The sequence below is a fragment of the Agrococcus jejuensis genome (genome assembly GCF_900099705.1).
Taxonomy (GTDB): Bacteria; Actinomycetota; Actinomycetes; order Actinomycetales; family Microbacteriaceae; genus Agrococcus; species Agrococcus jejuensis.
The window spans coordinates 2,585,241-2,597,690 of record NZ_LT629695.1 but is presented as its reverse complement, the minus strand read 5'-3'; the positions used below and the strand labels follow the sequence as shown (position 1 = coordinate 2,597,690).

At 73.2% G+C, this 12,450-nt stretch carries 10 protein-coding genes; 8 read left to right on the top strand and 2 right to left on the bottom strand.

Features of this window, described 5'->3' with window-relative positions:
* Positions 1-22 precede the first annotated feature (22 nt).
* Entirely contained in the window at positions 23-934 is a 912-nt protein-coding gene (locus BLQ67_RS12210) for a glycosyltransferase (protein WP_092505441.1), read from the top strand.
* Between the two features lie 51 nt (positions 935-985).
* Here BLQ67_RS12210 and rfbA read toward each other — a convergent pair whose 3' ends face one another.
* A complete protein-coding gene (gene rfbA, locus BLQ67_RS12205) occupies positions 986-1,849 on the bottom strand; it encodes a glucose-1-phosphate thymidylyltransferase RfbA (protein WP_092505440.1) in 864 nt (287 codons plus the stop codon).
* A gap of 72 nt (positions 1,850-1,921) precedes the next feature.
* Positions 1,922-2,851, bottom strand: coding sequence for a glycosyltransferase (locus BLQ67_RS16630; protein WP_172802324.1), 930 nt, complete (start codon positions 2,849-2,851; stop codon positions 1,922-1,924).
* Between the two features lie 114 nt (positions 2,852-2,965).
* Between BLQ67_RS16630 and BLQ67_RS12195 the strand changes: the two genes are divergently transcribed.
* The 7 genes from BLQ67_RS12195 (at position 2,966) to BLQ67_RS12165 (ending at position 12,432) form a co-directional block, all read left to right on the top strand.
* The gene (locus BLQ67_RS12195) at positions 2,966-4,357 is read left to right on the top strand and encodes a cell wall-binding repeat-containing protein (protein WP_172802323.1); all 1,392 of its coding nucleotides are present in this window, start codon (positions 2,966-2,968) and stop codon (positions 4,355-4,357) included.
* A 94-nt stretch (positions 4,358-4,451) separates the two neighbouring features.
* Positions 4,452-5,435, top strand: a complete 984-nt coding sequence (rfbB, locus tag BLQ67_RS12190; protein WP_092505434.1) for a dTDP-glucose 4,6-dehydratase — start codon at positions 4,452-4,454, stop codon at positions 5,433-5,435.
* Position 5,436: 1 nt separating this feature from the next.
* Positions 5,437-6,282, top strand: coding sequence for a dTDP-4-dehydrorhamnose reductase (gene rfbD, locus BLQ67_RS12185; RefSeq protein ID WP_092505432.1), 846 nt, complete (start codon positions 5,437-5,439; stop codon positions 6,280-6,282).
* Positions 6,279-7,397: a glycosyltransferase gene (locus BLQ67_RS12180; RefSeq protein ID WP_092505430.1), complete on the top strand. Its 1,119-nt coding sequence runs from the start codon at positions 6,279-6,281 to the stop codon at positions 7,395-7,397. The genes rfbD and BLQ67_RS12180 overlap by 4 nt, the downstream gene beginning before the upstream one ends.
* Positions 7,397-8,371 (top strand): glycosyltransferase family 2 protein, encoded by a 975-nt coding sequence (locus BLQ67_RS12175; RefSeq protein ID WP_092505428.1) that lies wholly within the window; start codon positions 7,397-7,399, stop codon positions 8,369-8,371. The genes BLQ67_RS12180 and BLQ67_RS12175 overlap by 1 nt, the downstream gene beginning before the upstream one ends.
* A 9-nt stretch (positions 8,372-8,380) precedes the next feature.
* Positions 8,381-10,738 (top strand): glycosyltransferase family 4 protein, encoded by a 2,358-nt coding sequence (locus BLQ67_RS12170; protein WP_157674829.1) that lies wholly within the window; start codon positions 8,381-8,383, stop codon positions 10,736-10,738.
* Positions 10,735-12,432, top strand: a complete 1,698-nt coding sequence (locus BLQ67_RS12165) for a polysaccharide pyruvyl transferase family protein (RefSeq protein WP_092505425.1) — start codon at positions 10,735-10,737, stop codon at positions 12,430-12,432. The genes BLQ67_RS12170 and BLQ67_RS12165 overlap by 4 nt, the downstream gene beginning before the upstream one ends.
* Positions 12,433-12,450 lie beyond the last annotated feature (18 nt).

Here is a 12,450-nt window from a genome sequence, read left to right as displayed (position 1 = left end):
ATCGTCAGTCGAGGGAGGACGCGTGACCGATCGCGCCGTGGTCGCCGTGCTCATGGCGACCCACGACGGAGCCGCCTTCCTCGACGCGCAGATCGACTCGATCCTCGACCAGGAGGGCGTCGACGTGCGCCTCGTCGTCTCCGACGATCGGTCGACCGACGGCACGCTCGCGCTGCTCGAGCGCCGCGCCGCCGACGACGCGCGCATCGTGCTGCTGCCCGCCGGCGTGCACGGCAGCGCGCACGCCAACTTCCTGCGCCTCGTGCGCGACGCGCCCGTCGACGGCGCCGACGCGATCGGCTTCTCCGACCAGGACGACGTGTGGACGCCCGGCAGGCTCGCGCGCCAGCTCGCGCAGCTCGACCGGTACGACGCCGTCTCGGGCAACGTCACGGCCGTCTTCGGCTCGCGGCGCGTGCGCATCGACAAGGCGCAGCCGCAGCGCGACTTCGACTTCGTGCTCGAGTCGGCGGGGCCCGGCTCGACGTTCGTGCTCAGCGCGTCGACGTTCGCGTTCGTGCGCGACGTCGTCGACCACGACCCCGAGGTCGTCGACGCCGCGATCCACGACTGGCTCATCTACGCCCTCGTGCGCGCGAGCGGCCGAACGTGGCACATCGACTCGGCGTCGCTCGTCGACTACCGGCAGCACGGCGCCAACGTGCGCGGCGCCAACGTGGGCGTGCGCGAGGCGTCGGCGCGGCTCGGCGAGCTGCGCAGCGGCGAGTTCCGCAGGCAGGCGGCGCACATCACGAGGATCGCGGCGCGCGTCGCCGACGACGGGCGGCGCGACGAGCTGCTCGCGCTCGCGCACCTGCTGGGCGACGGATCCCCCGCATCCCGCCGCGCGCTCGCCGCGCGCGTGCCGCAGCTGCGCAGGAGCGCGCGCGACCGGATCGCGCTGCGCGCGCTGCTGCTCACGGGCGGCTGGTAGCACGGCGAAGGCCCCGCCGCAGCGCGACGGAGCCTTCGATCGACGGGGGCGTCAGCCCTCGAGCAGGCTCTGCAGGTAGGCGCCGTAGCCGCTCTTCACGAGCGGTGCGGCGAGCTGCGCGAGCTGGGCGTCGTCGATCCAGCCGGCACGCCAGGCGATCTCCTCGATGCAGCCGATCTTGAAGCCCTGACGGTCCTCGATGACGCGCACGTACTCGCTCGCCTGCATCATCGACTCGAAGGTGCCGGTGTCGAGCCAGGCGACGCCGCGGTCGAGCATCTGCACCTGCAGGCGGCCCGCCGCGAGGTAGCGCTCGTTGACCGTCGAGATCTCGAGCTCGCCGCGCGCGCTCGGGCGGATCGACTTCGCGATCTCGATGACGTCGTTGTCGTAGAAGTAGAGGCCGGGCACCGCGTAGTTGCTCTTCGGCTGCGTCGGCTTCTCCTCGATGGAGATGGCGCGCATGTCGGCGTCGAACTCGACGACGCCGTAGGCCTTCGGGTTGGCCACGTGGTACGCGAAGACGAGGCCGCCCTGGATCTCGCCGTTGGCGCGCAGGCTCGCACCGAGGCCGACGCCGTGGAAGATGTTGTCGCCGAGCACGAGCGCGACCGACTCGTCGCCGATGAACTCCTCGCCGATGATGAAGGCCTGCGCGAGGCCGTCGGGGCTCGGCTGCACGGCGTACTGGATGTCCATGCCGAGCTCGCTGCCGTCGCCGAGGAGCGCGCGGAACTGGTCGTTGTACTCGGGCGTCGTGATGATGAGCACCTCGCGGATGCCGGCCATCATGAGCGTCGACAGCGGGTAGTAGACCATCGGCTTGTCGTAGATGGGCATGAGCTGCTTCGAGATGCCCTTGGTGATGGGCCAGAGCCTCGTGCCCGAGCCACCGGCCAGGATGATGCCGCGCATGGTCCCTCGTCTTCTGTCGCGTACGTGCTGCAGGCGGGCGCCCGTCGTGCGGAGCCGCGCCGACAGGAGAGTCTAGGGCCCGGCGAGCAGGCGCTGCAGTGCGAGGCCGTCGTAGGTGGCGACGATCTGCTCGTCGTTGCGCCCACCCATGACGTTCACCTGGTAGAGCCCGCCGTCCTGCGTGTCGGGCACGAACGGGTAGTTCTGCGGGGCGTCGCCGACCTGCCGCACCGAGGCGCCGACCGCGAGCGCCGACCGGTGCAGCCACACGTCGTCGGCCGTCGGGGCGACCTCGAGGAAGCGCGTGCCGTGCGCCGTCGCCTCCTGCACGACCGCGAGCGGCAGCAGCTGGCCGGACACCGACGTGCCGAAGTGCTGGGCGCTCGGCTCGGTCGTGATGCACGGCATCCAGTGCGTGTAGGGCCGCAGCACGCCGTCGTCCATGCCCACACGATGGGCGCGGTGCGCGATGACGTCGTCGGGATGCGCTGCGTGCGCACGCACGAGGTCGGCGAGCCACTCGCGCGGGTAGACCTGGTCGTCGTCGCTCGTGACGAGCGGCCCGGCGATCGTCTGCGCGACGGGGTACCACTTCGTGTGCACGCGCAGCTCCTGCTCGCGCTCGACGACGAGCACCTCGAGGCCCCGTCGCTGCAGCCTGCGGATGCTCGCGGGCAGTCGGGAGGCGTCGGCGGGGCCGAGGGCGAGCACGAGACGCCCGGGCAGCACGTCGCCGTCGGCGATGGCCTCGAGCGACGTCCACGCCGTGCGCAGGCGCCTGCCGAACGTCGTCATGGTGACGGTGACGTCGGATGCGGCGTCGACGACCGGCTCGTGCGACGTGCGGTTGCGACGGCGCAGCCAGTCGATGCGGGCGACGACCTCGGGGTTCGGGGCGTCGTCGTAGCGGAAGGCGTCGCCGTGTCTCCTGCGCGCCACCGCGGTGCGGATGCGGCGAGCGGATCGACCGACGGCACGTCCGAGGCGATCGAGCAGGTCCACGCCAGAAAGCCTAGGGGGCTTGCTCCTGTACCCCAGACCGGCTATGCATGGGGTACGAACGCGCTCAGGAACCGCCGAGGACCGGGCCCTGCGCTCGACCTTGGGGAGCACGCCGTGCATCAGCACACGCAGCAGCACCGTCGCGGCCACCGCCGCATCGCCGGCCTCGCGATCGCCATCGCGTCGATCGCCACGACGCTCGTCGCCGTGCAGCAGCCACCCGCCGCCGAGGCGGCCATCGACCGCATGGCGGGCGCCGACCGCTTCGCGACCGCCGTGCAGGTGTCGCGTGCGCTGCCGACGAGCTCCGGCGGCGTCGTGTTCCTCGCAAGCGGCCTCTCGTTCCCCGACGCGCTCGCCGCCGCCCCTGTCGCGGCCGCAGAGTCGGGCAGGCTCCTGCTCTCGCAGCCGAACGACATCCCCGACGTCATCGCGGCCGAGATCCGTCGCGTCGCCCCGCGCGAGATCGTCATCGTCGGCGGCGAGTCGACGCTCGACGACGCCGTGCGCGCCGAGGCCGCATCGCTCGCGGGCACCGTGACGCGCATCGCGGGCGGCAACCGCATCGAGACGTCGATGCTGCTGCTCGACCGCCTGCGCCGCACGACGCAGCCCACGCACGTGTGGATCGTCAGCGCCTCCTCGTTCCCCGACGCGCTCGCCGCAGGAGCGGTCGCCGCGCGACTGCGCCACGGCATCGTGCTGACGAACGGCGCCGATCCCGCCTTCGCGCAGATGCTGCGCGAGCGCCTCGGCGGCGTGAACCGCATCGACATCGCAGGCGGCCCGTCGTCGGTCGGCACCGACGTCGAGCAGCTCGCCTCGAGCCTCGTCTCGACCGTGCGCTACGCCGGCGCGAACCGCTTCGCCACGTCCGTCGTCATCAACTCGGCGTTCACCGGGTGGGCCACGAGCAACCGGATGCTGCTCGCGAGCGGCGAGACGTTCCCCGACGGCCTCGTCGCCAGCGTGCTGGCCGGCCGACAGGGCTACCCCCTCTACCTCGTGCCGCGCGCGTGCCACTTCGACGGCGGCGTGCAGAGCGAGGCCTCGCGCCTCGGCATCCGCGACACCACCGTGATCGGCGGCACCGGCACCGTCACGAACATCTCGGCGCAGCTCGAGCGCTGCCCCGATCTGGGCGCCATCCAGTGGGAGCTCGTGAGCCTCGTCAACCAGCAGCGCGCCGCTGCCGGCGTCGGCGCCCTCACCGCCCACGGCGGCCTCATGTCCATGGCGGGCTCGTGGAGCCAGCAGATGGCGTCGCAGCAGCAGATGGTGCACTCGACGACGTTCTGCGACCAGACGTTCCAGATGGGCTTCCGCCGCTGCGCCGAGAACATCGCCCGCACCGGCAGCCCCAGCGCGAGCGGCGTCATGAACGCGTGGATGAACTCCGAGGGCCACCGCAACAACATCCTGAACCCGAACCTCACGTACATCGGCGTCGGCATCGCGCAGGGCACCGACGGCCGCTGGTACTGGACGCAGAACTTCGGCGGCTGACCGACCGGAGGGCCGTGCCCGGCGCGCGGATCGGTAGACTCTCGCAGGCGCCCGTCGATGCGGCGCGCCCGGACCACGAAAGAGACCAGCAGCAGTGAAGATCCTCGTCACCGGCGGAGCCGGATTCATCGGCTCCAACTTCGTCCGTCGCACGCTCCAGGACCAGTACGAGGGGCTCGAGGGTGCCGAGGTCGTCGTCCTCGACGCGCTGACGTACTCGGGCAACCAGGCCAACCTCGCGCCGGTCGCCGACAGCCCGCGCCTCGAGTTCGTGCACGGCGACATCCGCGACAACGCGCTGCTCGACCGCCTCATCCCCACCGTCGACGCCGTCGTGCACTTCGCCGCCGAGAGCCACGTCGACCGCTCGGTGCGCGACGCCTCGGTGTTCGTCGAGACGAACGTCGTCGGCACGCAGCGCCTGCTCGACGCCGCCCTGCGCCACGACCTGCAGCGCTTCGTGCACGTGTCGACCGACGAGGTCTACGGCTCGATCGCCGAGGGCTCGTGGGACGAGGAGCGCCCGCTCGAGCCCAACAGCCCGTACTCGGCGTCGAAGGCGGGCTCCGACCTGCTCGCACGCTCGTACCACCGCACGCACGGCCTCAACGTGTCGATCACGCGCTGCAGCAACAACTACGGCCCGTACCACTTCCCCGAGAAGGTCATCCCGCTCTTCGTCACGAACCTCATCGACGACAAGCACGTGCCCCTCTACGGCGAGGGCAACAACATCCGCGACTGGCTGCACGTCGACGACCACTGCCGCGGCATCGCGATGGTGCTCGTCAAGGGCCGCGCCGGCGAGATCTACAACATCGGTGGCGGCACCGAGCTGACGAACAAGGAGCTCACGCAGCTGCTGCTCGACGCGACGGGCAAGGACTGGTCGTACGTCGACCGCGTCGCCGACCGCCTCGGCCACGACCTGCGCTACTCGGTCGACATCTCGAAGATCCGCGCCGAGCTCGGCTACGAGCCCCAGGTGCCGTTCGAGCAGGGCCTCGCCGACGTCGTGCAGTGGTACCGCGACAACCGCGCATGGTGGGAGCCGCTCAAGGAGCGGGCGGCCCTCTGAGATGAGGATCCTCCTCGTCGGCGCGAACGGCATGCTCGGCCACGACCTCCGTGGCGCGCTCGAGCACCACGACGTCGTGCCCGTCGGCAGCCGTGAGCTCGACGTGCGCGACGCCGCCGCGTGCGTCACCGCCGCCGAGGGCTTCGACGTCATCGTCAACGCGAGCGCCGAGAACGGCGTCGACGCCGCCGAGGCCGACGACACGAGCGCCCGCGCCGTGAACGGCGACGGCCCCGAGCACCTCGCGCTCGCGGCCGCCGCCGCCGGTGCGCGCCTCGTGCACGTGTCGACCGACTACGTCTTCGACGGCACCGCCACGAGCCCCTACCCCGAGGACGCGCCGCGCAACCCGCTCTCCGCCTACGGCCGCTCGAAGGCCGACGGCGAGGTGCGCGCGCTCGCCGCGAACCACAAGACGGTCGTCGTGCGCACGGCGTGGCTCTACGGCCGCAACGGCTCGAGCTTCGCCAGCACGATGCTGCGCCTCGCGGGCGAGCGCGACACCCTGCAGGTCGTCGACGACCAGCGCGGCCAGCCGACGTACACGCGCGACCTCGCCGAGCAGATCGCCGCCGTGATCGACGCGGGCGTCGAGCGCGCCGTGCTGCACGGCACGTCGTCGGGCGAGACGACCTGGTTCGGCTTCGCTCGCGCGATCTTCGAGGAGGCGGGCCTCGACCCCGAGCGCGTGCTGCCGACCGACTCCACGGCGTTCCAGCGCCCGGCGCCGCGCCCCACCTACTCGGTGCTCGGCCACGACGCGTGGGCCGCGCACGGCCTCTCCCCCATCCGCGACTGGCGCGAGGCGCTCGCCGACGCCGTCGCACGCGGGGATCTGCACGCATGACCACGCTGCGCGTCGTCCTCGACGGGGTCGGCGAGCAGGCCTCGAGCGTCGGCAGGTACGGTCTGCAGCTCGCGCAGGCGATGCATGCGACGGCACCGCGCGGCATCGACGTCGTCGCGTTCGCCGCGGGCTCGGATGCCGAGGCGCGCGCGCACGTGACGACGACGCTCGAGCGGCTCGACGGCGTCGAGTTCGCCCGCATGCCCAGGCGCGAGCTGCGCGAGGCGTGGCTGCACTCGTTCTCGACGACCGCGTTCGACGGCCTGCTGCACGGCTCGAGCCTGCTCGCGCCCATGCGCGGCGACGACCGCGAGGCCGGCAGGCAGGTCGTCGTGACGGTGCACGGGCTCGAGGCGCTCGAGCGCGACTCGCGAACGGCCCGCTGGTTCCGCCGCGCGCTGCGCCGCGCGTGGAAGCATGCCGACGCCGTCGTCGTGCCCACGCACGCCACCGCCGCGCGGCTGCAGGAGCTGCACGACCTCGGCGACCGCATCCGCGTCGTCGGAGCGGGCGTCGACCCGGCGTCGGTCGTGCCCGCCGACGCCGACGCGCGTGCGACGCGGCTGGGGCTGCCCGCCCGATACCTGCTCGCCACGACCGACCGCGGCCGCCGAGCACGCGCCGACCGGCTCGTCGCGACGGTCGCGAGCGGGGCGATGCCCGACCTCCCGATCGTCGTCGCGGGTCCCGTCGCCTGGGGCGACGTCACGCTCGCGCAGATGGCCGTCGAGGCGGGCCTGCCGCCGTCGCGCATCGTGCCGCTCGGCGAGCTCGACGCCGCCGACCGCGCCGTCGTCGTCTCGCGCGCCGACGCGCTGCTGCTCGTCGGCGAGGAGCTCGGCTTCGCCCTGCCGATGCTCGAGGCCTTCGCGCACGGCACGCCCGTCGTGCACCCCTCGACCGCGGCGTCCGACGAGATCGCCGCCGAGGCCTCGCTCGCCGTGACCCTCACGGGCGACGACTCCGACCCCGATCGGCTCGCCCACGCGCTCGCGCACCTCGTCGAGCACGACGACCTCCGCGCGCGGCTCGCGCTGCTCGGCCAGGACCGGGCGCGCGCCTTCGACTGGACGACGACCGCGTCGCAGCTCTGGCGGCTGCACGCAGACCTCTGATGCGCGTCAGCGTCGCGCTCTGCACGCACGAGGGCGAGCGGTACGTCGAGGAGCAGCTGCGCAGCATCCTCGCCCAGACGCATCCCGTGGCCGAGATCGTCGTCGGCGACGACGCGTCGACCGACGGCACGATCGCGACGATCGAGCGCATCGCCGCCGAGACCGACGTGCCCGTCGCCGTCGTGCGGCACGACCCGCCGCTCGGCGTGGCCGCGAACTTCGCCGACGCCATCGCCCGCACGACGGGCGACGTCGTCGCGCTGAGCGACCAGGACGACGTGTGGCACCCCGACCGCATCGCGACGCTCGTCGCCGCGCTCGACGGCGTCGACCTCGTGCACTCCGACGCCAGGCTCGTCGACGCCGACGGTCGCCCGACCGGCGCGACGCTGCTCGACTCGCTCGAGGCCTCGCCGTGGGAGCGCGAGCGGATGGCGCACGGCGGCGCGTTCGAGGCGCTGCTGCGCCGCAACCTCGTCACGGGCGCGACGACGATCGTGCGCCGCTCCGCCGCCGTCGCGGCCCTGCCGGTGCCCGACGGCTGGATCCACGACGAGTGGCTCGCCATGACGGCGGCGATCGGCGGCGGCGTGCGTCTCGTGCCCGACGCGACGATCGACTACCGCCAGCACGGCGCGAACCAGATCGGCGTGCGCAGGCTCGGCCTCGCGCAGAAGGTCGGCCGACTGCTGGCCGACGACGACGGCTCGCACGACCGCAAGGCGCGCCGCGCCGAGTCGCTCGCTCGGGTCGCGCACGAGCGCGGGCTCGGCACCCCCGAGCAGCGCCGCATCCTCGACGAGAAGGCCGAGCACGAGCGCCTGCGCGCCGGGCTGCCGCGCGCTCGCGCGCTGCGCATCCCGCGCATCCTCGCCGGCGTCGCGCGCGGCCGGTACGCCCGCCTGTCGCGCGGCACGCTCGACGTCGCCCGAGACCTCCTCGAGCGTAGGGATCGCCCAGGAAGCGCTGAGTAGGGTACAAGGATGCCCGGTCGCCCCCCTCGTCGCCATGCCGTGACGATCGTCGCGAGGAACTACACGGGCCAGGCTCGCGTGCTCGCCCGATCGTTCCAGGAGCACCATCCCGACGTCGGGTTCTCGACCCTCGTCATCGACGGCGAGGAGCGCGATCGCGACCTGCAGGGCGTCGGCGACGTGCTGCTGCCCGTCGACATCGGCCTCGATCCGCGCGAGCTCGAGCTCATGCAGACGATCTACGACGTCATGGAGCTCGCGACGGCGCTCAAGCCCGCGACGCTCAGAATGCTGCTGCGCGGCGGCGCGCGCTCCGCTGCGTACATCGACCCCGACATCCGCTTCTACGACGCGATCGACGACGTCTTCGAGGCCGCCGAGCGCGAGGGCATCGCCCTCACGCCCCACACGCTCGACCCCATGCCGCGCGACGGCCGCAGGCTCGACGAGCGCGACATCATGGTGTCGGGCATCTACAACCTCGGCTTCGTGTGCATCGGCGCCCGCGCCCTCGCGGCGACGTCGTGGTGGCACGAGCGACTGCGCACCGACGCCGTCGTCGACCTCGCGAACGCGCTCTTCACCGACCAGCGGTGGATGGACTGGGCCCCGTCGCTCTTCGGCCACGTCATCCTCAAGGACCGCGGCCTCAACGCCGCCTACTGGAACGTGCACGAGCGCCCGATCCACCGCGTCGACGGCGTCTGGCACGCCGGCCCCGACCGACTGCGGTTCTACCACTTCTCGGGCTACGACCCGACGCGCGGCTGGATGCTGTCGAAGCACATGGGCGACCGACCGCGCACGCTGCTGAGCGCGCATCCCGAGCTCCACGAGCTCTGCACGGCGTACGGCGACGAGCTGCGCGAGGTCGGCCACCTCGAGACCCGCACGCAGGCGTACGGGCTCGACGAGCTGCCCGACGGCCTGCGCCTCGACCCCGTGCTGCGCAGGCTCGTGCGCTCGACGTGGATCGACGCCATCGCGCGCGGCGACGAGTGGGGCGGCGTGCCCATGCCGTTCAGCGACCCCACCGCGTTCCGTGCGTGGCTCTCGGAGCCCGAGATCGGCGACGGCCCCGTGCGCCTGTCGCGGGCGGCGCATGCGACGTGGAGCGTGCGCGTCGACCTGCAGGCAGCGTTCCCCGACGTGCTCGGCCGCGACGCCGAGGCGTTCTCGAGCTGGTGCCAGCACGACCCGGCGACGGCCGAGCGCCTGCGCGACATCGCGCAGGGCCAGACGCCCGTCGCGACGGTCGAGGAGTCGCTGCGGCGCTTCGGCTGGAGCGTCGTCGCCTACGCGGCGTCGGAGCTCGGCGTCGGCGAGGCCGGCAGGCGCGTGTCGGCGTCGATGCGCGCGACGGGCCTGCCCACCGAGCTCATCGCGACGTCGTTCGGCAGCGCATCCCGCCGCAAGCACGTGCCGCGCGCGACCGTGCGCCGCGATCGCGGGTTCGAGAACGTCATCACGTGCGTCAACGCCGACCAGGTCGCGATGCTCTCGGATCGCCTGCAGCTCGAGCGCATCGAGGGCAAGCACATCGGCTACTGGTTCTGGGAGCTCGCGGAGTTCCCCGAGGATGCGCCGGGCCTCACGGCGGTCGACGAGATCTGGACGGCCACGACGTTCACGCGCGACGCCATCGCCGCCGTGACCGACCTCCCCGTGCACGTCGCGCCCCTCGCGATCCCCGTGCCCGACGAGCCCACGTCGTTCACGCGACGCGTGCTCGGCATGCCCGACGACCGCTTCGTGCTGCTCGCGAGCTTCGACTACCTCTCGGTGCCCGAGCGCAAGAACCCGACGGCCGTCATCGACGCGTACGTCGACGCCTTCGGCCCCGACGATGGTGCCGCGCTCATCGTGAAGTCGATCAACGGCGCCCTGCAGCCCGACGCCGCCGAACGGGTGCGCGCCCATGCGCGCGGCCGCAAGGACGTGCTGTTCGTCGACGGCTACCTGTCGTCGGCGCAGATGCTCGGCATGCTCGAGCTCGCCGACTGCTACGTCTCGCTGCACCGTGCCGAGGGCTACGGCCTCAACCTCGCCGACGCCATGGCGCGCCGCACCCCCGTGATCGCGACGGCCTACTCCGGCAACATGGACTTCCAGACCGACGAGACGGCGCTGCTGGTGCCGTACGAGCTGCGCGAGGTGGGCCGCGGCGCCGACCCGTACTCGCCGACGGCCGTCTGGGCCGATCCCGACGTCGCGGCCGCCTCGGCTGCGATGCGCAGGCTCTTCGACGACCGCAGCCTGCAGACGTCGATCGCGCAGCGTGCGATCGACGACATCCGAGCGAACCACGGACTCGAGCGGAGCGCGGCGACCATCGCCTCGCTGCTGCTCGGCGAGGAGACGACATGAGGGTCCTGATCATCGGCGACGTCGGCGTGCAGGATGGCGCGCTGCATGCCGGCGACGAGGCGATGCTCGCGGAGGCCGTGCGCCAGCTGCGCGCCCGCGGCGCGACCGAGGTGCTCGCGGTGTCGTCGACGCCCGACGACACCGCCGCCCGCTACGGCGTCGTCGCCCTGCCGAGGCTCGGCTTCTCGCTCGCGCGCCAGGCCGACGAGACGCAGCTCGAGGCTCGCCTCGACGCGCTCACGCGTGCCGGCGAGGGCGAGCGCGGCGCGCTGCAGCGCGACGACCCGGCGCACGCGGTGCTCGACGCCGTCGCGACGTGCGACCTCGTCGTCGTCGCCGGCGCCGGCAACCTGTCGTCGCTCTGGCCGCACCACGTCTACGAGCGCGCGGCGATCGTGCGCATCGCCACGGCGCTGTCGCGCCCCGTCGTCGTCTCGGGCCAGACCGTCGGCCCCACGCTCTCCGAGCGCCACGGCGCGCTCGTGCGCGAGATGCTGCGCGCCGCGCGCCTCGTCGGCGTGCGCGAGGCCGCATCCGCCGCGCTCCTCGCCCGCCTCGACGACGCACTCGCGCCCGCCGCGACGTACGACGACGCCCTGGCCATCGCGGGCGAGGCGCCCGCGGGGCTCCCCGAGCGCTTCTGCGCCGCGACCGTGCCGCCCAGCACGGGCCTGTGGCCGCGCGACCGCGTCGTCGAGGCCATGGCCGCCCTGCTCGACCACGTCGTCGAGCGCCACGACCTCGACGTCGTGCTCGTGCCGCACGTCGCACCGCTCGACGGATCGCTCGACGCCGACGCCGCGACGCACGCCGACGTCGTCGGCGCCATGCGGCACGCGCAGCGCGTGACCTCGCTCGGCCCCGTCGAGCCCGCGCAGACCGCCGCGGTCGTCGCCGCGTCGAGCCTCGTGGTGTCGGCCCGCTACCACCCCGTCGTCTTCGGCCTCGCCTCCGGCATCCCCTCGGTGGGCGTCACGGTCGACGAGTACACCGAGACGAAGATCGCCGGCGCCCTCGAGGCGCACGGCCTCGGCGACCTCACGGTGCCCGTCATCGCCGCCGCGACGGGCGACGCCGCCGCGATCGTCGACGCCGCCATGGCCATCGACCGCGCCGAGCTCGTCGCCCGCGGCGAGCACGCCCGCGCCGAGATGGAGCGCTGGTGGGATGCGGTCGCCGCGACCGCGACGGAGGACGTGCCCGCCCCGTCGATCGCGTACGCCGAGCACCTGCCGGTCGTCGACGAGGCGCTGCGCGCCGAGGTCGACCGCCTCGCCGCGTGGCAGCGGCACCAGTCGCAGGCGCTCGTCGGCTCGCTGCTCATCGCCGACGACCTCGAGCGGGTGCTCGCTCGCCACACCGAGCGCGTGCGCGTGCTCGAGAACGCGCTGGGCGAGGCAGAGGCCGCTCGCGTCGAGGCGGTGCTGCGCGCCCAGGAGCACGAGCAGGCGCTCACGGCGGCGCACGAGCGGCTCGGCGACGTCGCGGAGCCCGTCATCGAGCGCATGTGGGCGCAGACTCGCTCGCGCCGTCACCTGCCCGGCGAGGAGCTCGCCTACGCCATCGCGCAGCGCGACGAGGCGTTCGTGCAGCGCAACCTCATGGAGGCCGAGCTCGCAGCCGTCCTCAGCACGCGCATGATGCGCTGGACGAGCGGCGCACGCCGCGCGTACCGCGCGATGCGCGGGCGCTGACCGCGAGGGCCTCGTCGC